Source organism: Flavobacterium sp. UMI-01, from assembly GCF_019656315.1.
Taxonomy (GTDB): domain Bacteria; phylum Bacteroidota; class Bacteroidia; order Flavobacteriales; family Flavobacteriaceae; genus Flavobacterium.
This window is the reverse complement of the sequence record NZ_BPLU01000001.1, coordinates 161,232-185,074: the sequence shown is the minus strand read 5'-3', so window position 1 is coordinate 185,074 and position 23,843 is coordinate 161,232. Positions and strand designations below refer to the sequence as shown.

Below are 23,843 nucleotides of genomic sequence, written 5' to 3'. Positions count from 1 at the left end.
CTTATAAAGCTATTTTTAAAAGAATACGATTCTTTTGTTTATTCCATTCATAACTATAATACTTATCTCTAAAACGTGAAATTATTTGAGCTAATAATAAATCATTTATTGTTTGAAAATTATAAAAATTCCTGCTTTTTTTTCCAATAACTTTTTTGAGAGAATTTTTAAAACTATTATACTCCTGATGGGGTTCAATTTCAATAACAATACATTCCCCTCTATAATGTTCCAATAAACCATATAATAAAGCACCCACTTCTGACAATTGATTGGTAAGCGAAATTTTTATTGGTTTAACATTATTAAAATCAACAGTTTCAGGAACCGTCCCCCAACCAAAAACTGTATTGGCTACATAATCTTTTCTTATTGCTATTTTCTGAAGATATTGATGGTTAATTTGCTCCAAATTAGAATGAAAAGGTTCTTTGCTCTGTTTAGATCTATATTTTTTAGGATGCCATTGATGCAACATTAAAATTGTTTCATCAAAAAAGTGAATCTTATAACCTGCTAATTGTAATCTAATGTGAACATCTGTATCTTCTGCTCCCCAACCGTGATAAAACTCGTCATACCCCTGAATACTTTTTAAAACAGCAGTAGGAAACAATGTCATACCTGTAGCTTCTTCATTCGTTTTATGCTTTATTAGATACTCCTGAAAAACTTTATTTAACTTGGATTCTGTTTGACTCAGTACTCCAACTTGAAAATAAACTACAGTTTGGTCGCTTTTAAGCGCATAAAGTTTTTCTATAAAATCGTCCCGAAATAACATATCAATATCCCCAACAAAAAAGTAAGGAGTAGTTGCTTGTTGCAATGCCATATTAATTGCTCTTGATTTATTCCAAAGTTGTCCTTGTACTGGACAACTAATCAATTCAACAAAATCATATAACTCAATTAATTGTTTTAAATCAGTAGCAAATCTAATTTCACTACCATAATCGACTACTACAACTTTAAAATCAGCAACTGTTTGTTTAGCCAAAGAATTCAAGCATTTTTCAACAGTTGAAATCTCACGATTTCGATATGTAAAAACTATAGTAATCATTCTTTATTCTTTAAATTATCAATAGTTTCTTTTAGATAATCTGAAGAAAGGTAATACAATAAATCATCCCTACGCATTATAATTTGTTTGTTATTCTTCAACCAAAGTCGGTATAGATCGGTAATATGCTTTTGGATAAGTTTTGTATCATTTATAGAACTCCAATAAGGATAATTCTCCCCTAGCAATCGCTTAGATTCACTATAAAAAGGGCCTAATAATAGTATTGGCTTTTGAGTTTGAATACAATGAGCAAATTTACCAGGTAAAAAAGGGCTAATAGGCCCTAATGCCTCTAAAATAACATTAACAGAGGCCTGTTCCTGCATAGCCAAAACTTCTTTAAAAGGAATATAACCCTCACTTAAAAAAAGTTGAGGCATAATTTTTTGTTTTTCTTTTATAGGTGAATCATAGCAAGATGGAGCACCAATAAAATATAATTTAGCATGGCTTTTAGCTTCTGGAAATTGATCTAAAAACTGTTCAAAAGCTTGTATAAGAGCCATCGGATTTCTGGCACTCATCATATTACCAGCATGCAAAATAATAAAATCACTTGAAGACAAAACAGTTTCCGCCTCCTCTTTATTGATTGTTTGCTCAGAAATTTGATGAGGAACAACAATGCCTTCATTCTTTTGACCAGGATAATAACTAAACATCCATTCAGCCAAAAGTTGACTGGGATACAAAAGATATTGTGAGTTCCTAACTATTTTCAAGAAAAAATTCCTTTTAAATTGATGTCCAGGTTCTACCCAATCATAAGGTCTGGGATAACTGTGCATAGGATAAGGATCATGAACATAAGCCAACCATTTGCTATGCCATTTTGGTATATCTAATAAAGCTTTATGAGAACGAAAACTTGAAGCATAACTCAATGTAAGCACCCAATCTGGTTGAAAAGTTTTCTCCTTTTCCAGCGCTTTTTTTATACTCTTAGAATCATTGAAAAACGCTAACGAAAAACCGAAAAAACGTTCAATAGTTGGATTAATATTTATTCCTGTCAACATCCTAAAGCGCACTTGCAACTTGCTAAGTAAATACACTAGATTCCATTTTTGTTCTTTAATAAGAATACATGAAATCCCTTCTAAACTGATAGTCTTTTGACTATAATGATACACTTTCAAATCATATCCCGCTTTATGCAAGTTTTGAATAAGTGCTACATTAGCCTTAGAACCACTATTAGCATTTATATCAATTGACTCAACTACAATTAATATTTTCATTTAATTATATTTATCAAGTAATTAACAATCTTATGAGATGCATTCCCATCTCCATATGGATTTTCAACAGTATCAAAACCTGAAAAATTTTCTAAAAGTTGTACAATACTTTTTTCAATATTTTCTTTTTCTGAACCAATAATTTTAGAAAATCCCGCTGCGACTCCTTCTGGTCGTTCCGATATAGTTCGTGTTACTAAAACAGGCTTCCCTAAGGAAGGCGCTTCTTCTTGTATCCCTCCTGAATCCGTAACAATCAAAAAAGACTGTTGCATCAACCATACAAAAGCAGGGTATGATGATGGCGGAATCAAATAAATATTTTGTTTATTGGCTAACTTTTCTCTTACCATATCTTGCACATTAGGATTGAGGTGTACTGGATAAACAATACTTACATCTTCTCGTTTGGCAATAGTCAATAATGCCTCACATAAATTTTCAAAACCCGAACCATAATTTTCTCTTCTATGCCCCGTAACTAAAACTATTTTTTTATCCTTTGGAAGACTGTTCTTTAATAATTCAATTTCGGGATGAGAATATGCTTCATACGAAATTTTATCACATGTCCACAACAAAGCATCTATAACCGTATTTCCTGTTTGAACAATACTTTGAAACGGTATTCCTTCATTTAATACATTTTGTGTTGCTACTGAGGTAGGTGTAAAATGAATATCTGCTAATTTAGTTGTAAACTGTCTATTGAGCTCCTCGGGAAAAGGAGCTTGCTTATTAAAACTACGTAAACCTGCTTCGATATGCCCTATTCTAATTCCTAAATGAAAAGCCGCCAGAGCAACCATAGATGAGGTTGTGGTATCGCCATGTACTAAAACCAAATCGGGTTTTACTTCTTTAAGTACTATATCAATATTAGACAAAATAAGAGCACTGAGGCTATTTAAGGTTTGATTTGGTTGCATTAAATCCAGATCATATTCAGGAACAATTTCAAAAAAATCCAATACCTGATCCAACATTTCCCTATGCTGGGCGGTTACACAAACCTCTACCTCGATCCCCTGTTGTTTTTTTAATTGGTGGTAAACAGGTGCCATTTTAATTGCTTCCGGGCGGGTACCAAAACATAGAAGGATTTTCAAAATAATATTTATTTATTTATTTTAGAAATATGCTTATATATTTTCCAAACAGGAAACATATAATATTTAAATTTTATAAATAAAACATTCTTAGGCTTTAGTCTCATAATAGAAAATAATTCTTTTAACAAATTATAATCTCTAAAAGAAATCACCAAGCCAATAAGATATTTTACTAAACTCTCTGATAATAAGTTTTTTTTAGCTAAATTTTCTGTTACTAATCGAATAGCTTCTTTTTTTGATTGCAATCTAATCGGATTTTTATTCCAATATTCATATGTTGTAGATCCTATATGTTTTCTTGCATAAATTAAAATTTTGTCAATATTTATTCCTTCCAAATTCTCAGACAACAGTCTACTATAAAACTCCCATTCATCCGCATAAACTATATTTTCATTAAATCTTTGGTTACCAATAGATTCTTTATTCCATAATAAATTACACGTATTAAAAACTAATTCATTTTTTAATAATTTTTCAATATGGCTACTATTAACGATAAAACCATTACTACTTAAAGTATTATTTATACCTTTTTTATCAAAACTACCTACAAATATACTTCGTTCAAATCTGCAAAAATCAAAATTTGAATTTTGTAATTTATCCATACAAATTTCTAATGCATTAGGATGTAAAATATCATCGCTATCTAACCAATACACATATTTCCCAATAGACTTTTCTAAACCTATATTCCTACAGGAATTAGCTCCTTTCATTCTCCCGTTATTTCTTATAAAAAAATTAAACCGGGAATCTCTTAAAAAAGGAGTAATTACTTCATAAATTGCATCAGTTGATTGATCATCAACTATTATACATTCCCAATCTGAATAAGTTTGTTCCTTAATAGAATTTAATGTGCTTGGAATTAAATCTGACCTATTATAACATGGTATAATAATTGAAACTATTGGTTTATTCATTTTTAAAAAAACTTTTTATTTTACGAAAAGGAAAAAGGATAAAACTACCTAATTTATAATCAATCGTACTTAATCTCTTCAATTCATTTTTTTTATTTTGTTCTGCAAGAAATAGCAAATACTTAACTGATGCATCAAAATTTTGAATATATAAATTTCTATTTTTAAGCATGATATATTCAATTAATTCATATTTTATTTTATTTGCTCTTCTCGTTGTTGAAATTCTTCTTTTTCTATAATTGTACAGAGGTTCTTGAATAACGTATACACTACCTCCTTCTTTCAATAGTCTAATAAAAAACTCCCAATCTTCAAGTCCTAGTGTCATTCTCTCATCATATCCGCTACAAGCTTCCCAGTCCTTTTTTTTAAACAATGAAGTTCCTAAAGCATCGCTTGAATAGAGAAAATTATCAATATTACCTCCTCTGGGAGTAAATATATAAGTTGAACCGTCTTCAAAAAGTAAATTAGCCTGACAGGTTACAATCTTTATTGAAATATCATTTAATAATACTGGAACAGCCTTTTCACAAAATGTAGGTGCAAAAAAATCATCACTGTCTAAAGTAACTATAAACTCCCCTTTTGCAGCTTTTATCCCAACATTCCGTGCAGTACTTTGACCCTGATTTTCTTGTGTAATCAGTTTGGTAATTGTAGGCTCTAACTTTTTCAAAACAGCCTTAGTCTCAGCATTCGAACCATCATCAACCACAATTACTTCTTTGTAAGGATAGGTCTGATTTAAAGCAGAAGCGACCGCTTGCTCAATATATTGGGCATCGTTGTAACAAGGAATGACAATTGAGATTAAACTATTATTTTCCATTACTTAATTCTCTATAGATAATTTCCCATTTTGCATCAATAACTTTTTGGGAATAATTTTTATTTACAAAATCAACTGTGTTTTGTGACATGCTTTTCAAAAGCTCCTTATTATTATATAATAGTTCTATTTTATATACCAAATCATTTATATCATATTCATTACATATAAATCCCGTCTTACCGTCATCAATAGTATATTTAACCCCCCCGGAATCAAAAACAACTGCTGGTAACCCACAAGCCATCGCCTCAATTGTTGCCAATCCTTGGGTTTCTGTACTCTTACCATTATGTAAAGAAACGGACGGAAACAAGAAAATATTACTTTCCCAAAGCAATTCACGTACTTCTTCTTGAGATTTTGCACCAACTAGAACTATTGAATCAAATAAATTGTTCTTTCTTATATAATTTTCTAACTTCACACGTTCAGGTCCTTCTCCCACAACTGTTAACTCTATATTATAACCCCCTTGTTCTAATTTTCTAACACTTTCGAAAGCATAAATATGACCTTTGACAATACTCAACCTCCCTACACTAATTAATTTACATTTCTTAATACTAATTTGTGTTTTTTTTGGATAAAAAAAGTCTGTGTCTACCCCAACAGGAACAGTCGTTATCAATTCTTTTGGACAGCCTAATTCTGCAATTGTATTAGCTAAATAAGGAGTGTTTGCCACTATTAAATCCCCGTATTTAAATAAGTTATCATAATAACCATTATTCGGAATAAAACCATTGATAGGAAAAAAAGCATCATGACCGTGAAAACTAACGATCAAAGAAGGTTTATAACCTATCTTTTTTAGTTTGGCTAAAATACCGGAATTGGTACCATACTGCACATGAAAAATGGAAACCTCATTAAATTGTTTATAAAACACCCATTGATACAGCCAGGTTAAACTAAAGGTTGTATTTTCTCTATAAAATGGAATGATATAATTTATATCCTTAAAATTAAACACTAAAAGAATTAACCATTTAACCAATCGTATAAACTTATTTTTTGGAATTTTATAATCTTCAATTATAATCTTTTTATCTATTTGATATTTCTCAATTAAACTCTTTTGTTTACTGGCTTCAAAATCCAATAATTCTACAACCAACAAACTTACATCATAACCACAATTTATAGCCGTAATGATTTGTGCCAAAATAAAAGTCTCGGACAAATGCGGAAATTCACGAAGTTTAAATACGATTTTCTTCAAAATTATTTATATTTCTAAATAATTAGCTCCTACTTTTTTATTTATCATCACACTCTTTTTTATTAAAGCACTATTTAACCTCTTAAATTTTCGAAACAAAAGTATGGCTTCATCAATTTTAAAAGTAATTAGGTTCATTAATACATTTCTTAAAATATACACCTTTAATTTTAGGAGCTTTTTGTAATTGTCTGTATTTATATCAGCATACTTTACATAGACACTATTAAGGAATTGTCTAAAATACTTCTCACTTCCTGATGTACCAGACAGATAGTTACTATTATTACTATCGTGATATATCGTTGCATTCGGTATTATTCCTATTTTAAATCCATGATATAACATTCTTTGACAATAGTTATCGTCTTCACCATACAAAAAGAACAAAGGGTCAAATCCACCTACTTCAAATAATGCTTTCTTTGGAATAAACCATGCAGCAGCATTAACAAAATTTAGCATATAAATTTTATCATTTGCCTTACCCAATATTAGATCAGAAATCAGGTCTGACATATAGGTTATTTTTTGAAAAGTATAATCCAAAGCACTCCCATCACCATTTAAATGAATCGGCGAAATAATGCCATAACTAGGATTCTGATGATATGCCCCAATTAATTTTTTCACACAGTCTGTTTGGGCAAAAGCATCTTGATTTAATAAAAAAACAGCATCAGCTCCATTTTGCAAAGCATAATTTATCCCGATATTGTTAGCAATACCAAAACCGTGATTCTTTGTTTGAGACAAAATCTTCACTAATGGAAAATTAGTTTCAATATATTTTAAAGTTACATCTGACGAATTATTATCAACTACGACTACTTCACATTGATTGACAATACTTTTCAGGCATTTATCGATCCACTTCATTCCATTATAAGTAACTATTATAGCAAATACTTTCATCCCTTTTAATCAAGTTCTTCCAAAATGTCTTTTAAATTTTCCGTACCACCTGCCAAGTCAATCCATAATCGAGTATTGTCATCATTAAAAGCATCTAAAAGACTCCCAAAATCAAACAAATACACATTATAACCTTTTTTCAAAATTCTCTTTTGTAAAATTCTCCCAGGACACCCCATAGCAACTACAACAACTCTGAACTTTTCCTTAGTAAAATCCAAAATAGCTTTCAACTCACCTTCTATTCTGTCTATTTCTAAATATGAATTTGCCTCTGGTGTTTTTATGTGAATGTCGCCAAATAATTTATTGACCAATTCTAATTTAATGTTTTTATTCCCGACAAAAATCGGATTTGTATTTTTTAAAAACTGTAAAAAATTCACACATGCTTCCTTATTAAAAACTGCTAGATAATGCAAAGCTACAGGAGAATTAATATTTTCAACATCAATAAACTTATGGATTGCCGCAAGAAATCTAAGAGCATCAACATCTGGAACCAAATGCATATTATGAGTCATTCCTCCTTCAAAACCAAATAAATTAGAATGCAATGGATAGCCTTTATGAAGTGTACCTCTATTAAATCTAATTGTTTCTTTCATCTCTTTCGCCAATTGCCTATTGGCTTTATGAAGTAGATCATTTTTGCCCAACATTAAAAAAACATCACCATCACCAAACCGCATATAAGCTCCTCTCTGCTTATTTTCTATCGTAGCCTGTATATCCTGTAAACTCTCAATCGATGGCTTAATAGTAATATTTTGGATAAGGTATTCCATCTTTCCCTTCGACATCTTTGGCCACGATTCTTTAGTTTTATATATTCCAAAGAAATTCAAGATTCTTTTTAGTGTCTTTCTGATTACTCCCATTCTGATTTTAAAAATGTTTTTGGTGACCAAATTGAAGTATATTCAAATCCTGTTTTATTTATATCATGACTAAGTATATTAAAATTAATAGCCCCTTTCCAATCATCAAAATTATCTTCTCCAGGAATATGTAAAACAAAACGTATTGAATAATCGCCTGGTAATAATCCCGAAGAATCTATATTACTTTTTATTAAAATTGTTTCCGGATCATAAAATTTATTATTCATATTCCCACTTGAACATACGGCAAATTCTTCTCCGTATTTATCATGAACGAACCAAACCGCAGCATACTTCTTATTTGTCTTAATATCTGGCTGTATAATTAAATGTAAAGAAATAATATCCCCAGCAGAGAAAACACTTTTATTTAGCCCATTCAAGTCTTTAAGTTCACATTGTAAAATTTTTGGCCCCTTACTATCCGAATTTATTTTTTTTAGTACGGGATTTTGAAAGCTAAAATTGTTTTGTTGATTTATATAAAAATCAATTGCTTCACTAATTCCTCCTTCAAAAACAACCTTCCCATTTTCCAATAAAATCCCTCTTGTACACAAACTCTTGACCGCCGCCATATTATGACTTACAAACAAAACAGTCCTTCCTTCCCCTTTAGAAATATCCTGCATCTTCCCAATGGCTTTTTTCTGAAATTCGGCGTCACCTACAGCTAAAACCTCATCGATAATCAAAATTTCAGGCTCTAAAAAAGCAGCAACGGCAAAGGCAAGTCGAACAGTCATACCACTACTGTAACGTTTTACGGGAGTATCTATATAGCGTTCACAACCTGAAAATTCGATAATTTCATCTAATTTGGATGTAATCTCCTTTTTGGTCATGCCTAGTATAGCTCCGTTGAGATAAATATTTTCTCTACCTGTTAATTCGCCATTAAATCCCGTTCCTACCTCCAACAAAGAAGCAATGCGACCATTAAACTTAATACTTCCCGTAGTAGGGGCAGTAACTTTGGCTAGGATTTTAAGCAAGGTAGATTTTCCTGCTCCATTTTTCCCTATGATTCCTAATATTTCTCCCCGTTCTACTTCAAAATTGATATCTTTTAACGCCCAAACATACTCACTCTGCCCTTTGGTGCTACGGTCATTAACATCCCCAACCTTCAAATAAGGATCTTCTTTACCTCTGATGCGATGCCACCAACGGTTCAAATCATGGCTTAATGTTCCTGTACCTATAGTCCCTAAACGATATTGTTTAGAAATGTTTTCGGCTTTTATTATTATATCTTTATTCAATGTTTGAAATTAAGTTTAGATAAAATGATACGAATATTGAAATTATTTTTTGCTATTGTAATTGTATTTTAAACTGTATCAATAAAACTTTTCTCTGTTTTATTAAAAATTAACAAACCAACCAAAAATAAACCAACGATAAAAAGAAAGGTAAATAACAATCCTTGTAAAGAAACTTGTCCAGTTCCTAACAATAAATAACGTGTCGTTTCAATGATATAAGCCAAAGGATTATACGCTATTAACCAAGAATATTGAGGTAATTTTTCTTTTACCAAAGCCATCGGATAAACCACAGCCGAAAGGTACATTAACAGCTGTACTCCAAAGCCTATCAAATAGTTCAAATCCCGGTATTTCGTTACTAAGGAGGAAATGATCATTCCTAAACCCAATCCCAAAACTCCCATAAAGACAATCAAAATGGGAAAAAAAAGAACATAACCATTGAACTGTAATGAGGCTCCTTTAACATAAAACACAATATAAAAGCACACAAATATAAAAAACTGAATCCCAAACTTTAAAAGGTTAGAAATCACCACCGAAATAGGGACGATAATCCGAGGGAAATATACTTTTCCAAAAATACCCGCGTTACCCGCAAAAGTATTTGAAGTTCCATTCAAACAAGCGGTAAAATAATTCCAAACGGTTATACCCGCTAGATTAAACAAAAAGGGAGGAACTGTCCCTGTACTTATACCAGCCACATTATTAAATATAATGGTAAAAGTTACAGAGGTAAACAAAGGCTGAATTAAATACCATAGTGGTCCTAAAATAGTTTGCTTATATACTGTCACAACATCACGACGTACAAATAGCAATAATAAATCACGGTATTGCCAAACCTCCCTAAGATTAAATGTAAAGAAATTATTTTTTGGTTTGATCTCGAACAACCAATCTTCAGTTACATCTTTCATTAAACTCTTGTTTTTATTGCTTCAATTCTCTCCAGTAAATTTACGACTATCCCTCATCTCCGACCTAATAAAACCGACCAGTAACACAAAAAAAAGGTTTTCGGGAATAAGATGGGTAAAATTCAGATAAGTTAAGCAAAGGGGTACGGTGAATTGATGAATCGGTTAACTGGTTAATCGGTTAATCGTCAAACAACGCATCAGTAAACCGATTAAACCTTTAAACCCTTAAACCTTTAAACTCTTAAACCTTTAAACCCTTAAACCTTTAAACCCTTAAACTCTTAAGCCTTAAACCCTTAAACCCTTAAACTTTAAACAACTAACCAGTTAACCCCTCCAACATAATCCTCACACAAAATTCTAAAATCAAAAAAATAACCGCTATTTTTACTACAAAAAAAATTATGGCAAAGGTAATCGCTCCATTCAAAATTAAAGGAACACTTGATGACCTCAATTATGTAGTCACTGCTGACGGAAACAACTATGTCCGAATGAAAGGTAAAACGGGAATCACAGCAGCACAATTTAAAGCAAATCCAATTTTCGACCCAATTAGACAACAAGCACAAGAATTTAAGTACTGCGTACACAAATCCAAAATATTTAGGTCATTAGCCTCTAATTTCAATACGATTGCCAAAGACGGTAGTTTCGCAGGAAGAGTAAACAAACTCCTATTAGAAATTCTGGAAGAAGATTTAACAGAATCTAAAGGAAAACGTACCCTTGATCAGGCTTTAAAAACCCAGGAAGCCAAAGAAGCATTGCTGTATTTTGAGAGCAACAAACTAAGACCCTTACGTCAAGTATTAAAAACTACAGCTACAATCATTCCCGAAAAGCAAACCATAACCCTAACCAATTTTAATTCTCAAAACGATTTAGACTGGCCCGAGGGCGCTAATGAGGTACGATTTTGTATGGCAACAGCAAATTGGGATTATCAGAACGACAGTTTTGAAACCTGTTACAGTGACGAAATCATCCTCAATAAGGAATCCGAGACACAAACATTGACACTCACAACCAATAAACCGTTAGAAAACCATCTTCATCTTACGTTCCTTAGCATCTATTTTGCAACCAAAGAAAGAAAAAAGGTCAAACTCCTCCACAGAAAGTTCAATAGTTGTACGATTGTTGCTTATTACACCTCAACAGATGAAACTCTTAAACCCTTAAACCCTTAAACCCTTAAACAACTAACCAGTTAACCGATTAACCAATTTCCTCATCAAACAACTAACCAAATAAACTCTAACTGATTAAACTTTTAAACTTTTAAACTTTTAAACTACTAATCTGTTAAACTCTTAAACCTATAAACAATTCACCAATTAAACCCTTAAACTTCTAAACAACTAACCGATTAACCAGTCAAGCCTTTAAACTTTAAACAATTAACCGATTAACCCCCTAAACCCTTAAACAACCAACCCGTTAACCCTTAAACTTCTAAACAACTAACCAGTTAACCGATTAACCATTTAAACCTTTAAACTTTTAACCCTCACCCCCTCAAACAACGAATCGACTAACGACATCTTCTACACCCACAATAATTCAATAAATTTCACTTACTTTGCAGTTAAATTAAAAACCAACAGACGTGCTTTTCTTTTCGAAAAAAAAACAAACTTTAAAAGATTTAATTCCAGACAATCATATTGACATCCATTCTCATTTATTGCCCGGTATCGATGATGGGGCGCGTAATTTTGAAGAAACTGTATTGATGATAAAAGCACTACAAAAACTAGGGATTACTGATTTTATCACCACACCACACATCATTCAACATGTCTGGGAAAACACCCACGAACAAATTCAAACCAATCGAGACCAAACAGTACGTGATCTCGAGCAACAGCAAATACAACTTCCTTTTAAAGCGGCAGCAGAATATTTGATGGACGATCAATTTGTCAAACTTTTTGAATCACATGATTTACTGACGCTGAAAGACAATTATGTATTGGTAGAGATGTCGTATATCAATGCGCCCATTCAGTTGTATTCAATCCTCTTTGATTTACAAGTTGCGGGTTATATTCCTGTATTGGCACACCCTGAACGTTATTTGTTTTACCACAAAAACCCTGAAGAATTTAAAAAACTTAAAAAAGCGGGGTGCAAATTTCAATTGAATCTCTTAGCTGTCACAGGATATTATGGTAAAGAGGTCGCTGCAGTTGCCGAAACCTTATTAAAAAATGGGCAATACGATTTTGTAGGTACTGATGCCCATCACCTAAAACATATCGCTGCAATGGAGCAAAAAGTAAAAATAAAAGACCTTATTCCCTTACAAGAAATAATAGCGAATAATCAATTTTTTAAGCAATACTAAAATTCCTTTTCAATAAAAAATTGGAGAAACAAAAAAAGGTTTGTAATACTATTACAAACCTTTTTCACAGCTATTCTCAATTGTATATTTCCATATCGCATATCAAATGAATTAAAGCATATTTGAAATTAGAACCCAAACAAATTATCAACAGCTAATTTTATCCAACTGTTCATAGTTGGAATTCATACTCTTAAATTCAGGCACTATTTGCTTCATTTTAAAAACAATCTCTTCTTTGTTAAACGTTTTTGATAATTGAATTAGTTCATTGATTTGGTGATGCAATACCTGATATTCTTCTTGAATTTCTTGAGCAATCATGATTTTCTCATGATAGGTAGGCAATGTTTTGGAAGTATCATTCAGTAGTTCTTCATATAGTTTTTCACCTGGACGCAATCCGATTTCTTTAATTTCGATGTCCTTATCTGGAATAAAACCTGCAAGTTTAATCATTTTATGAGCCAAATCGATAATCTTGACAGGCTTACCCATATCAAAAATATAAATTTCACCTCCATTCCCCATCGCTCCTGCTTCTAGTACCAATTGACAGGCTTCGGGGATGGTCATAAAATAACGAATGATATCCCTATGGGTAATCGTAATCGGACCTCCTTCTGCAATTTGTTTGGTAAATAAAGGCACCACAGAACCATTAGACCCCAATACATTTCCAAAACGAGTGGTGATAAACTTAGTTGATTTACTACCTGACTGCGCATTTTTAAGAGACAATGACTGCACGTATTTCTCTGCAATACGTTTGCTTGCTCCCATTACATTACTAGGATTAACTGCTTTATCTGTCGAAATCATTACAAATTTCTCAACATTAAATTCACAGGATAAATCAGCAATATTTTTAGTCCCCTCCACATTAGTCTGTATCGCTTGAGAAGGATTTTTTTCCATCAAAGGAACATGCTTGTAGGCTGCTGCATGGAACACCACTTCTGGTTGGTATTTTTCAAAAAACCGCCTTAACGTCTCTTTACTTCTGATATCTGCAATGATGCACTTTAACTTAGATTTGGTTTTGATACATTCAATTTCCAAATTCAAATTATGCAAAGGAGTTTCCGCTTGGTCGAGTAATATGAGTTTTTTTGGATCAAACCCTAACACTTGACGGGCAATTTCACTTCCTATAGAACCTGCAGCACCTGTAATTAATATCCTTTTATCCTTTAACTGACTTGAAATTAATTTGGTATCCAAGACAATCGGATTACGATTTAATAAGTCTTCAATTTGGATTTTTTTGACTTTTTGAGAAATTTCTTTTTGGTTTTCCCAATCGGATATTACAGGAACGGTGTACACCTTATAATTGTACTCCAAACATTGATCCACAATAATAAGTTGTTCTTGTTTAGACAAACTTTTATCGGCAATAATTAAGCCTTGTGCCCCCTGACTTCGCATGATAGTAGGAACTTGTTTCTTTTGGGTCAAAATAGGCAAATCCAAAATTCGTTTGGTTCCGTTTTGTCTGTTTTTATCAATGAACCCAACAATTTTAAAACGAGAGGGCGATTCAAATTTCAAGGCATTGGCTACCGATATCGCATTAGCATCCACACCATAAATGAGGGCTTTAGTCAATCCTTTTTCGTCTTTTTGAGAAAAATACAATTCAAAAGTTTGCTTCACTACCACACGATACAAAAACAACCCACAAAAAGACAAGACGACATTGATAAATAATGCTGTATTTAAAAACGCTTTTTCTCCATAAATAAACTCGTGGGTGTGGTTAAAACAAAGAAAAACAACCAGAACAGAGCATTGGGAGAACAACAGTTTAACAGCATCAATATAGGAAGAGTGCCGTATAATACCTGAATAGGTTCTAAACAACCAAAAGAAAAACAGATTAATAAATAGGAAAGAAATAACAAAAAGCATTTCAGAATGCATCTTGATGTACTGAAGCCCCATCCCTTTAAACAATAGATAGGTCGCCAAAATAGCACCTGCTAAAACGGCAAAGTCTATAATTACAATTATCCACCGAGGCAGATAACTGAGATTATTAAAACGCAATCTTTGACACAGTTTAGAAAAATAGTGCTCTAAACTCGATTTCTTTTTCATCTTCAAAATGTGTTATAAGAGTTTATTGGCATACAGCCCCAAAAATACAAATTAAGTTGAGATATTATACGAACGGTGGCAATAATCCGATAACTAACAACCTAAATTTTACATTGTACAAAAAAAATTACTTTTTAATTAACCCATAGCGCATTGTCTTTTACAATGAAACCAAAGGCTTAGCAATAAGCTACAGTGGAGTTTTAACGGATTTAAGTTGATTGTTAGCGTAGCAGTCGAGTTGAGAAAAAATTTGCGACAAAAAATTTTTTCTTAGGATCGAGAATTCTAGTTTAAACAAAACTTCTCAATGCCTACCTGTCAGCTGAAAGACAATTTTTAATAATATAACTATCGGATTTCCATTAAAAATCACTTGAAGTCAAGGAAATCTTCTACACTGGACAACTTGGTTCGATACTTCGGAAATCCTGTCCTTAATTAATTCTGATGATAATCAATTAGAGAGTAGCATTCAGATAATGCATTACCATTTTTTAATTAATGTTTTTGTTGCAACAATCCAATCAAATATTCGCCATAGCCTGACTTAAGTAAAGGAGTCGCCAAAGCTTTTAATTCTTCATCTGTTATAAATCCTTGTCGCCAAGCGATTTCTTCGATACAACCCACTTTGAGTCCCTGACGTTCTTCAATAACCTGTACAAATTGACCTGCCTGCATCAAGCTGTTAAAGGTTCCAGTATCCAACCAAGCAGTACCTCTACTCAAAATTCCCACTTTCAATTTACCTTGTTCCAAGTAAGCTTTATTGACATCGGTAATTTCATATTCCCCACGAGCGGAAGGCTGAATGCTTTTAGCAATAGCCACCACCGAATTGTCGTAAAAATAAAGTCCCGGCACAGCAAAGTTGGACTTTGGTTTCACTGGTTTTTCTTCAATAGAAACAGCAGTTAAATCGTGATCAAATTCTACCACCCCATAACGTTCTGGATCCGAAACATGATACGCAAAAACCACTCCTCCATCAGGATTGGTATTGGATTGTAACAATTCGTCCATATTTGATCCAAAGAAAATATTATCTCCTAATACCAAAGCCACACTATCCTCCCCTATAAAATCCTCTCCAATCACAAAAGCTTGCGCTAATCCATTAGGTATAGGCTGTTCAGCGTAACTAAATTGACAGCCTATAGCCGACCCATCTCCTAATAACTTTTTAAAATTAGGCAAATCGTGTGGGGTCGAAATAATCAATATCTCATTAATTCCCGCCGACATTAGCGTTGACAAAGGATAGTAAATCATTGGTTTATCATACACGGGCATCATTTGTTTACTCATGGCCAGTGTCAACGGATGCAAGCGTGTTCCTGAACCTCCTGCTAAAATAATTCCTTTCATGTTTTTTTGCTTTTAAACTAAAATTAAAACGATTTTTATTTATTGAACAGTCCTTAACAGTTGCATGCATTTTTTCAAACTCTCTTTGTATTCTGGTACCGTTACACCAAAAGCCCTCTTTATCTTAGTTTTATCTAACAAAGAGAAATTAGGTCTTCGCGCTGGTGTTGGATACTCAGAGGAGGATATACCATTAATTTCACAATCAAATCTTCCTATTTCTTGTATTGCCAATGCAAATTCATACCAACTGATCGCTCCTTCATTTGAAAAATTAAAAATTCCTGGTTCCCATTTATCCCCAGTAATAATTGATATAATAGCTTGTGCCAAATCTGCTGCATATGTTGGACTTCCTACTTGATCTTTGACAACGTTTAATTGATCTCTTTCTTGCATTAATCGAGACATGGTTTTTACAAAATTATTCCCAAAACTAGAATATACCCATGAAGTTCTAATAATAATGGCGTCTGGATTATTTTTCAAACAGGCCTTTTCTCCCGCTAATTTAGTAACTCCATACACATTGATTGGATTAGTCACAGCTTCTTCATCCAATGGAATGGAGGAGTTTCCGTCAAACACATAGTCGGTGGACACATGAATTAGTTTGCAATGATGTTCAAAACTCCATTTTGCCATAATAGCAACTGCTTGATGATTCAATACATCTGACAATTCCATTTCTGATTCTGCTTTATCAACAGCAGTATGAGCGGCACAATTGATAATAATTTGCGGATTAATTGCCGTTATATTCTCTTCTAAACGATCTAAATCACACAAATCTAATTCTTGCCAATCTGTAAAAATCCATTTGTATTGCGAATACATTTTTGACAATACATTTAACTCGGATCCTAATTGTCCGTTTCCTCCTGTTATTAAAATTTTTTCCATTAGAATTGACTATTACAGTTTGTTAAATCAGGCAAAACAGCATCCTTTTCAGAAACAATAGCTTCTTTTAAATCCATTCCCCAATCGATATTCAACTCAGGGTCATCATAACGAATACCGCCTTCGCTCTCTTTATTATAAAACTGATCGCATTTATATAAAACCACAGCGGTTTCACTTATAACCGAAAAACCATGAGCAAATCCTTGCGGTACGAGCAATTGTTTTTTATTTTCAGCGGTTAATTTTATCCCAAAATGCTTTCCAAACGTGGGCGAATCTTTGCGCAAATCCACCGCTACATCGATAATTTCGCCTTCCAACACCCTTACCAATTTGGTTTGTGCATAAGGAGGATTTTGGTAATGCAATCCTCTTAATGTTCCCTTTTTAGAAAAAGACTGATTGTCTTGAACAAAATCAATATTCACTCCCAAATCTTTCAATTTATTGGCATTATAGGACTCCATAAAATACCCGCGTTCGTCTTCAAAAACAGTGGGAGTCAATACGACTAAATCTTTTATAAATGTGGTTTCTAAATTCATATATTCAATTCTTAATTAAAAAATCGTTGTACAACGGTGGTTATGCGGTCTTTCTCTTCATCGGTAAGATTAGAGCCTGAGGGCAAACACAATCCTTTTTCAAAAAGGCCTTGGGCTACGTTATTACCATAATAAGGGCAGTTCTCAAATACAGGTTGTACATGCATGGGTTTCCACAAAGGGCGGGCTTCTATATGGTCTTGCTCAAAAGCCAATCGCAACTGTTCCTGACTGATGCTTTTTTTCGCGTTTGGAGTAACTAAAATGGCGGTCAACCAGTAATTAGCAAAATAGGCTGAGTCCTGGATTGAAAAAACGGTAACCTCAGGAATAGTACTAAATAAGGACACATAAAAGGCATGTACCGCTCTTCGCAAGTGAACATACGAATCTAAAACCTGTATTTGTGCTCGCCCAATAGCCGCGCTTACGGAAGACATGCGGTAATTGTACCCTAACTCGCTATGCTGGTAATGGGGAGCATTTTCCTTAGACTGGGTGGCATAAAAAATGGCTTTGTTTTTTGTGTTTTCGTCTTTGGTTATCAAAGCTCCTCCTCCAGAAGTGGTAATAATTTTATTTCCATTAAAGGAAAATATGCCAATATCTCCAAAAGCGCCACACTTTTGTCCCTTGTAAGTACTTCCTAAGGCTTCGGCTGCATCTTCTAAAACGGGAATTTGGTACTTTTGAGCTAGGCTATGAATGGCTTCCACTTGATACGGAATCCCATATAGATGAACTGCAATAATCGCTTTGGGCTTTTTTCCTTTAGCCAGGCGGTCCACAATCGCTTGTTCTAGAGCTATTGGACAGAGGTTCCACGTTTTCTCTTCACTATCAATAAATACAGGTAGCGCCCCTAGGTATAAGATAGGATTGGCCGAGGCTGAAAAAGTCATACTTTGACAAAGGACTTCATCTCCTGCTTGTACCCCTAATAATTTTAATCCCAAATGGATGGCAGCGGTACCCGAATTCAATCCTGCCACATGGCAATCCTCTCCTAAATAGCGTTCTATATCTTCTTCAAAAGCGGTGACTTGCATACCGCCAGAAGTAATGGCATTTTTAGCAAATGCTTCCTGAATAGCACCCAATTCAAGTCCACACTGATGGGCTGACGATAAAAGGATTGGTGTTTTACTCATGAATAGTCCAGGTAGTGGGGGCAAATCGCACATCATCTTCTTGTACCCTACTCAATGGCAAAGTAGAAAAAGACATTAATTTTGACTCTTTTTCTAATGAAACGATAGCATTGGCATAGCCCGCAGGAATATGCAACACCTTAGATTCGGCAGCAGTTAAAACAACCGTATGCACTTCTAAGTCTAATGAAGGGGTTTCCCAATTGTCAATTTTTACATATCCAATTTTGAATGAACCCGACACACAGTAAAAATTTTTACAATCCAATTTATGACCTTGCCAAGCCCTTATTGGATTGGCTTCGGAATTGGAAATCATATAAAAACGCTCAATCCCCTCAAATTTAAAATCATTAACAAAAGCCACCGAACCGCGATGGTCTTCGAATCGTGCTCCTTCAATTAACTGAACTTCCATACTTTCTTTATATTATTTTGATAATACCCCTCATTGTTAGGCTAAGCTAAGCCTCTCCTGAGTGTATCGAAGGGTCGAAGCCCCAAAACCAAATAATAACTTATCCCAACTCATTAAGCTTGTTTAAGTCTTTTTAACAAATAAAATTTAACAGTATACAACGCAAATAGCGGAATCAAAACCATTATAATTAATGCCAAATCAGGAATTCGTAAATACCCCCAAAACACAAAAGCTGCGACAGCTAGTTGTACCAAAGCATAAACCATAGCAACTATACGGTGGTCTATTTTGTATTCGTTACATAAAATTTGGTAAAAATGCCAACGGTGCGCTTCGGACAATTTTTCTTTCAATTGGATTCGGTGTAAAATGGTACAACTGGTATCCACGCCATACACGACCAAAAACAACACCCAAACTATCGATTGTGTAACCAAAAACAATTGTAACAGTAGGTACACCATCCAAAAGGCTACTGCAATACTTCCAATATCCCCCGCAAAACATTTCGCTTTTTTACGATAATTGAACAGTAAAAAAACAACAGAGGCTATCATAGGATAAATAATAAAATCGGAATCGGTAAAGGATTGAATATTTTCATTGGCATACCATAACGAACCAAAAACGGCTAAGGTATATAACCCTGTAATCCCATTGATCCCATCCATAAAATTATAGGCATTGATGGTACCCACAAAAAAGAAATAGGCAAACAAAACACCATACCAAGGAAAAAGGGTATAAATATCTAAATCCACAAACAAAACGGAAATCGCAAGCACATGGGTAAAAAAACGAAACTTGCTGGACAAACTTTGAATATCATCCCAAAAACTAACCACACTAACGATGGTAATACCTATAAAAAACAAATAATTGTCCTGAAAGTGTTGAGCGAAATATAAAAGTGCCGCAAACCAAAAAATAATACCACCTCCTCGCAAAGTAATTTCGGTATGGGCACTGCGGTGATTGGGTTTGTCGATGATATTGTATTTATCGGCTATTTTAAAAAACACGAGTTCCATTAGTAATAAAAGAACAAAAACGGTTATGTAAATCATTTTAATAAATTAATTTTTTAGAACACCACAACAAATATTTATTATTATGTTGGATAGGTTAACTCTCTGTTGTTTTATTTTTTTAAGCCTATATATTTAATAAACTTTAATGACAAAATAATCATTATGGATTTGAACGTATTGAGATAATCAAACTTTTATAAGGGATAAAAGTGGGAGCTTTATTATTATTTATTTTAATATCTGTTAAAAGCCCGTTGATAAATGCCCCAAAATATAATATGTAAAAAAATGAAAAAAGCACTAATCTTTTCCTATTAACTTCCAAGAGTATAAGATCTGCAATTACAATAATTCCAAAAATTCTAAAATAATTAGCAATTCGTGACATTTCGTACATCTCAGAAAGAAGATTAACAAAAATAATTGAAAGTGAATATAAAATTATTAGATAATGGTGATAAGAATAGTTCTTTTTAAGTCTTTTAAAATAATACAATATTAAAATGCACTCTAGATTTAAAAGAATCAATTTTAATGGATTCATTTCTATATTTTGGGCTGAAAAATAATAGGAGTATCTCGAATTTTTAAATAATATATCAAAAACATAAACAAACCCAAATTTCGATAGTAAATATGACAGAACAAGCATCACACATATAAAATATTCATTGATACGATTCACATATTGGAAAACAACAATAAACAAAATAAAAGGAACTATAAGACTCTTATGAAAAGAAATACCAATCAACATCAAACCTAAATAAATTAAATATTTTTTATTGATTAGATAATAAAAAGCATAAAAAGCAATAGCCATTGAAAACGATTGTCTAACAAGAGTAAACGAAGTCAAATATAAACTTGGAATCATTACAAAAAATAATAATGCAATATTAGAATTTGAAGTATAATTTTTAATCCCTAAATAAACTAAACAACAAGTCAAAAAAGAAAAAAAGAAAAAAAGGAAAGCAGGGTTAAGATTAAAGTACCTAAATACTTTCATAATAAACAAAAATCCACATTCAAAATCAGAATCTCTAGTCCCTTTAAGATACCATGCAACATACGAATCATAGTCTGTACCTATTCTTTTGCGAAAGCCTGAAAAAAAAACTAGTACAACCAAAATAACAATTTCTATTGTTTTTTGTTTAGTAGGATAAAAATAGCTTATACCTACTAAAACAGTCATCAGCAATAAAAATAAAATATAAAAACCCAATATTTATAAGTTAAAATTAATTTTCTTCCCAGATATCAAATTGTATTTCTTCAAAAACTTTTTTTATTCCATCTTCTAAAGAAATAGTAGCATTCCAACCTAAACTAGTTAATTTAGAAACATCCATCAACTTTCTTGGTGTTCCATCAGGCTTAGTGATATCGGTAAGGATCTCTCCTTCAAAGCCAACTATCTTTTTTACTAGATGAGCTAAGTCTAAAATAGAAATATCGTCTCCCACCCCAATATTAACCAATCCCGCTTCATTATAAGTATTCATTAAATACAAGCAAGCATCGGCTAAATCATCAGCATGTAAAAATTCTCTTCTAGGACTACCCGATCCCCAAATAGTAACTGTCGTGTCTCCATTTCGTTTTGCAGTTATGAACTTTCGTAACATCGCTGGCAAAACATGTGAATTCGTCAAGTCATAGTTATCATTTGGTCCATACAAATTAGTTGGCATTACGGAAATAAAATTACACCCATATTGAGAACGATACCCATCACACATTTTTATTCCTGCAATTTTAGCAATTGCATAAGGCTCATTGGTCGGTTCTAATAAACCCGTCAATAAATACTCTTCTTTAAGAGGTTGTGGAGCTAATTTAGGATAAATACAAGAAGACCCCAAAAACATTAATTTTTTTACACCATTTACAAACGATTGATGAATTACATTGTTTTGTATCATCAAGTTTTCATAAATAAAATCTGCCTTGTATGTATTATTGGCGACAATTCCACCTACTTTGGCAGCAGCCAAAAAAACATAATCGGGTTTTTCATTTGTAAAAAAATCGGCAACTGCCTGTTGATTTTTTAAATCCAGTTCAGATGAAGTACGCAAAAGCAAATTTGTAAATCCCTTTGCTTTTAAAGCTCTTACAATTGCTGATCCCACCATTCCTCGATGTCCCGCAATGTATATTTTATCATTTTTATCCATATAGTAATCTCATTTCAAAGATATATCAGCTTTAATAAGCTAATTTATTATCCTCTTTGTGAATATTATTATTATCATTAAATATTTTACCAATTGACAGATCGTGCTTGTCGAAATATCGACTTTTAGTTACATCGACAAGCGTAGACTGACATCAGGAATTCAATTTTACTTTTATTCAAATTAAAATCGCTTTTATAATCCGTTTTGATGAACTACCTAATAGAATTATTAATTTTTAAATGTTAAACGAGCCTCTCTTAACATCTTTTCTCGTTGAACATAAACAAGATCAGACGCTATCATTTCCTCTACTAATCCTTGTAAATTGTATTGTGGCACCCATCCTAATTTAGTTTTTGATTTAGTAGGGTCACCTATTAATAAATCTACTTCTGTTGGACGGAAATATTGAGGATCCACTGCGATTACTTGTTTACCAACTTCAACTTGATAATCTGGATGACTACATGAAACCACATATCCTTTTTCCTCTACCCCTTTTCCTCTAAATTCAATTGCGATACCTACTTCGGCAAATGCCATTTTCACAAAATCACGTACATAGGTAGTTTCCCCCATTGCAATTACATAATCTTCTGGAGTGTCTTGTTGTAAAATTCGCCACATCGCTTCTACATAATCCTTAGCATGCCCCCAATCACGTTGAGCATCTAAATTACCTAAATACAAACAATCCTGTTGTCCTAAGGCAATAGCGGCAGTAGCCATTGTAATTTTACGAGTTACAAACGTTTCTCCACGGCGAGGAGATTCGTGATTGAACAAAATGCCATTACAAGCAAACATATTGTAAGCCTCTCTATAGTTTTTAGTAATCCAAAAACCATAAATTTTAGCAGCACCATACGGGGAGCGAGGATAAAAAGGTGATTGCTCATCATACAAGCCTTTGTCATTTTTATTTTCAGCTAAACCGCCATACAATTCTGAGGTTGAAGCCTGATAAATACGTGTTTTTTTCTCCAAACCTAAAATACGAACAGCTTCCAAAATACGGAGCGTCCCTAACCCATCAACATTAGCCACATATTCGGGAGAATCAAAAGATACTTTCACATGACTCATTGCTCCTAAATTATAAATTTCATCAGGCTGTACTTCCTGTATGATTCGAATAATATTAGTCGAATCCGTTAAATCACCATAATGCAATTTAAAATTCACATGATCCTCGTGCAAATCTTGATATATATGATCAATTCTTTGGGTATTAAAGGATGAAGCACGCCTTTTAATACCGTGAACCATATATCCCTTTTCTAATAATAATTCGGCCAAGTACGAACCATCCTGTCCTGTAATTCCTGTTATAAGTGCGACTTTCATTATTTTAAAATATTAC

The 23,843-nt window shown here is 33.0% G+C and carries 22 protein-coding genes; 2 read left to right on the top strand and 20 right to left on the bottom strand.

Going from position 1 to position 23,843, the window contains the following annotated elements:
- Position 1: 1 nt before the first annotated feature.
- The 10 genes from K5R64_RS00925 to K5R64_RS00880 all read right to left on the bottom strand — a co-directional run bounded on the left by K5R64_RS00925 (position 2) and on the right by K5R64_RS00880 (position 10,407).
- The gene (locus K5R64_RS00925; RefSeq protein ID WP_220759897.1) at positions 2-1,066 is read right to left on the bottom strand and encodes a glycosyltransferase family 2 protein; all 1,065 of its coding nucleotides are present in this window, start codon (positions 1,064-1,066) and stop codon (positions 2-4) included.
- A complete protein-coding gene (locus tag K5R64_RS00920) occupies positions 1,063-2,310 on the bottom strand; it encodes a UDP-glycosyltransferase (protein ID WP_220759895.1) in 1,248 nt (415 codons plus the stop codon). The genes K5R64_RS00925 and K5R64_RS00920 overlap by 4 nt, the downstream gene beginning before the upstream one ends.
- Positions 2,307-3,419 carry a non-hydrolyzing UDP-N-acetylglucosamine 2-epimerase gene (gene wecB / locus K5R64_RS00915; RefSeq protein ID WP_308443142.1) on the bottom strand — a complete coding sequence of 371 codons (1,113 nt, stop codon included), beginning with the start codon at positions 3,417-3,419 and terminating at the stop codon, positions 2,307-2,309. The genes K5R64_RS00920 and wecB overlap by 4 nt, the downstream gene beginning before the upstream one ends.
- Before the next feature lie 8 nt (positions 3,420-3,427).
- The gene (locus K5R64_RS00910; RefSeq protein WP_220759893.1) at positions 3,428-4,354 is read right to left on the bottom strand and encodes a glycosyltransferase family 2 protein; all 927 of its coding nucleotides are present in this window, start codon (positions 4,352-4,354) and stop codon (positions 3,428-3,430) included.
- On the bottom strand, positions 4,347-5,189 hold the full coding sequence (locus K5R64_RS00905; RefSeq protein WP_220759891.1) for a glycosyltransferase family A protein: 843 nt from the start codon (positions 5,187-5,189) through the stop codon (positions 4,347-4,349). Before K5R64_RS00905 ends, K5R64_RS00910 begins: the two co-directional genes overlap by 8 nt.
- Entirely contained in the window at positions 5,179-6,357 is a 1,179-nt protein-coding gene (locus tag K5R64_RS00900) for a glycosyltransferase family 4 protein (RefSeq protein ID WP_220759889.1), read from the bottom strand. Before K5R64_RS00900 ends, K5R64_RS00905 begins: the two co-directional genes overlap by 11 nt.
- Positions 6,358-6,420: 63 nt before the next feature.
- Positions 6,421-7,329, bottom strand: a complete 909-nt coding sequence (locus tag K5R64_RS00895; RefSeq protein ID WP_220759887.1) for a glycosyltransferase family 2 protein — start codon at positions 7,327-7,329, stop codon at positions 6,421-6,423.
- Positions 7,330-7,334: 5 nt separating this feature from the next.
- A complete protein-coding gene (locus K5R64_RS00890; protein ID WP_220759885.1) occupies positions 7,335-8,117 on the bottom strand; it encodes a GT-D fold domain-containing glycosyltransferase in 783 nt (260 codons plus the stop codon).
- Positions 8,118-8,200: 83 nt separating this feature from the next.
- The gene (locus tag K5R64_RS00885) at positions 8,201-9,478 is read right to left on the bottom strand and encodes an ABC transporter ATP-binding protein (RefSeq protein ID WP_220759882.1); all 1,278 of its coding nucleotides are present in this window, start codon (positions 9,476-9,478) and stop codon (positions 8,201-8,203) included.
- 68 nt (positions 9,479-9,546) lie between these two features.
- On the bottom strand, positions 9,547-10,407 hold the full coding sequence (locus tag K5R64_RS00880; RefSeq protein ID WP_220759880.1) for an ABC transporter permease: 861 nt from the start codon (positions 10,405-10,407) through the stop codon (positions 9,547-9,549).
- Between the two features lie 407 nt (positions 10,408-10,814).
- Here K5R64_RS00880 and K5R64_RS00875 point away from each other — a divergent pair, with 407 nt between their 5' ends.
- Positions 10,815-11,603 (top strand): hypothetical protein, encoded by a 789-nt coding sequence (locus K5R64_RS00875; protein ID WP_220759878.1) that lies wholly within the window; start codon positions 10,815-10,817, stop codon positions 11,601-11,603.
- Positions 11,604-12,022: 419 nt separating this feature from the next.
- Complete coding sequence (locus K5R64_RS00870) at positions 12,023-12,763, top strand: tyrosine-protein phosphatase (RefSeq protein WP_220759876.1); 741 nt, start codon at positions 12,023-12,025, stop codon at positions 12,761-12,763.
- Positions 12,764-12,910: 147 nt separating this feature from the next.
- On the opposite strand, the gene K5R64_RS00865 is transcribed toward K5R64_RS00870, so the two are convergent.
- The 10 genes from K5R64_RS00865 to gmd all read right to left on the bottom strand — a co-directional run bounded on the left by K5R64_RS00865 (position 12,911) and on the right by gmd (position 23,827).
- On the bottom strand, positions 12,911-14,866 hold the full coding sequence (locus tag K5R64_RS00865; protein ID WP_220759874.1) for a nucleoside-diphosphate sugar epimerase/dehydratase: 1,956 nt from the start codon (positions 14,864-14,866) through the stop codon (positions 12,911-12,913).
- A gap of 501 nt (positions 14,867-15,367) precedes the next feature.
- Entirely contained in the window at positions 15,368-16,237 is an 870-nt protein-coding gene (gene rfbA / locus K5R64_RS00860; RefSeq protein ID WP_220759872.1) for a glucose-1-phosphate thymidylyltransferase RfbA, read from the bottom strand.
- A gap of 39 nt (positions 16,238-16,276) precedes the next feature.
- A complete protein-coding gene (rfbD, locus tag K5R64_RS00855) occupies positions 16,277-17,140 on the bottom strand; it encodes a dTDP-4-dehydrorhamnose reductase (protein ID WP_220759871.1) in 864 nt (287 codons plus the stop codon).
- Positions 17,140-17,688 (bottom strand): dTDP-4-dehydrorhamnose 3,5-epimerase, encoded by a 549-nt coding sequence (gene rfbC / locus K5R64_RS00850; protein ID WP_220759869.1) that lies wholly within the window; start codon positions 17,686-17,688, stop codon positions 17,140-17,142. The genes rfbD and rfbC overlap by 1 nt, the downstream gene beginning before the upstream one ends.
- Before the next feature lie 11 nt (positions 17,689-17,699).
- On the bottom strand, positions 17,700-18,839 hold the full coding sequence (locus K5R64_RS00845) for a DegT/DnrJ/EryC1/StrS aminotransferase family protein (protein ID WP_220759867.1): 1,140 nt from the start codon (positions 18,837-18,839) through the stop codon (positions 17,700-17,702).
- The gene (locus tag K5R64_RS00840) at positions 18,832-19,257 is read right to left on the bottom strand and encodes a WxcM-like domain-containing protein (protein WP_220759865.1); all 426 of its coding nucleotides are present in this window, start codon (positions 19,255-19,257) and stop codon (positions 18,832-18,834) included. Before K5R64_RS00840 ends, K5R64_RS00845 begins: the two co-directional genes overlap by 8 nt.
- A gap of 113 nt (positions 19,258-19,370) precedes the next feature.
- Positions 19,371-20,327: a glycosyltransferase family 4 protein gene (locus tag K5R64_RS00835; RefSeq protein WP_220759863.1), complete on the bottom strand. Its 957-nt coding sequence runs from the start codon at positions 20,325-20,327 to the stop codon at positions 19,371-19,373.
- Positions 20,328-20,451: 124 nt separating this feature from the next.
- Positions 20,452-21,522 (bottom strand): EpsG family protein, encoded by a 1,071-nt coding sequence (locus K5R64_RS00830; RefSeq protein ID WP_220759861.1) that lies wholly within the window; start codon positions 21,520-21,522, stop codon positions 20,452-20,454.
- Between the two features lie 16 nt (positions 21,523-21,538).
- A complete protein-coding gene (locus tag K5R64_RS00825) occupies positions 21,539-22,477 on the bottom strand; it encodes a GDP-L-fucose synthase (protein WP_220759859.1) in 939 nt (312 codons plus the stop codon).
- A gap of 231 nt (positions 22,478-22,708) precedes the next feature.
- On the bottom strand, positions 22,709-23,827 hold the full coding sequence (gene gmd / locus K5R64_RS00820) for a GDP-mannose 4,6-dehydratase (RefSeq protein WP_220759857.1): 1,119 nt from the start codon (positions 23,825-23,827) through the stop codon (positions 22,709-22,711).
- Positions 23,828-23,843 lie beyond the last annotated feature (16 nt).

Bases quoted from the DNA above. Each gene is read 5' to 3' on its own strand.
- K5R64_RS00925 (WP_220759897.1), bottom strand. From the start codon at position 1,066: ATGATTACTATAGTTTTTACATATCGAAATCGTGAGATTTCAACTGTT.
- K5R64_RS00920 (WP_220759895.1), bottom strand. From the start codon at position 2,310: ATGAAAATATTAATTGTAGTTGAGTCAATTGATATAAATGCTAATAGT.
- K5R64_RS00910 (WP_220759893.1), bottom strand. From the start codon at position 4,354: ATGAATAAACCAATAGTTTCAATTATTATACCATGTTATAATAGGTCA.
- K5R64_RS00905 (WP_220759891.1), bottom strand. From the start codon at position 5,189: ATGGAAAATAATAGTTTAATCTCAATTGTCATTCCTTGTTACAACGAT.
- K5R64_RS00895 (WP_220759887.1), bottom strand. From the start codon at position 7,329: ATGAAAGTATTTGCTATAATAGTTACTTATAATGGAATGAAGTGGATC.
- K5R64_RS00890 (WP_220759885.1), bottom strand. From the start codon at position 8,117: ATGGAATACCTTATCCAAAATATTACTATTAAGCCATCGATTGAGAGT.
- K5R64_RS00880 (WP_220759880.1), bottom strand. From the start codon at position 10,407: ATGAAAGATGTAACTGAAGATTGGTTGTTCGAGATCAAACCAAAAAAT.
- K5R64_RS00875 (WP_220759878.1), top strand. From the start codon at position 10,815: ATGGCAAAGGTAATCGCTCCATTCAAAATTAAAGGAACACTTGATGAC.
- K5R64_RS00865 (WP_220759874.1), bottom strand. From the start codon at position 14,866: ATGAAAAAGAAATCGAGTTTAGAGCACTATTTTTCTAAACTGTGTCAA.
- rfbA (WP_220759872.1), bottom strand. From the start codon at position 16,237: ATGAAAGGAATTATTTTAGCAGGAGGTTCAGGAACACGCTTGCATCCG.
- rfbD (WP_220759871.1), bottom strand. From the start codon at position 17,140: ATGGAAAAAATTTTAATAACAGGAGGAAACGGACAATTAGGATCCGAG.
- rfbC (WP_220759869.1), bottom strand. From the start codon at position 17,688: ATGAATTTAGAAACCACATTTATAAAAGATTTAGTCGTATTGACTCCC.
- K5R64_RS00845 (WP_220759867.1), bottom strand. From the start codon at position 18,839: ATGAGTAAAACACCAATCCTTTTATCGTCAGCCCATCAGTGTGGACTT.
- K5R64_RS00840 (WP_220759865.1), bottom strand. From the start codon at position 19,257: ATGGAAGTTCAGTTAATTGAAGGAGCACGATTCGAAGACCATCGCGGT.
- K5R64_RS00835 (WP_220759863.1), bottom strand. From the start codon at position 20,327: ATGATTTACATAACCGTTTTTGTTCTTTTATTACTAATGGAACTCGTG.
- K5R64_RS00825 (WP_220759859.1), bottom strand. From the start codon at position 22,477: ATGGATAAAAATGATAAAATATACATTGCGGGACATCGAGGAATGGTG.
- gmd (WP_220759857.1), bottom strand. From the start codon at position 23,827: ATGAAAGTCGCACTTATAACAGGAATTACAGGACAGGATGGTTCGTAC.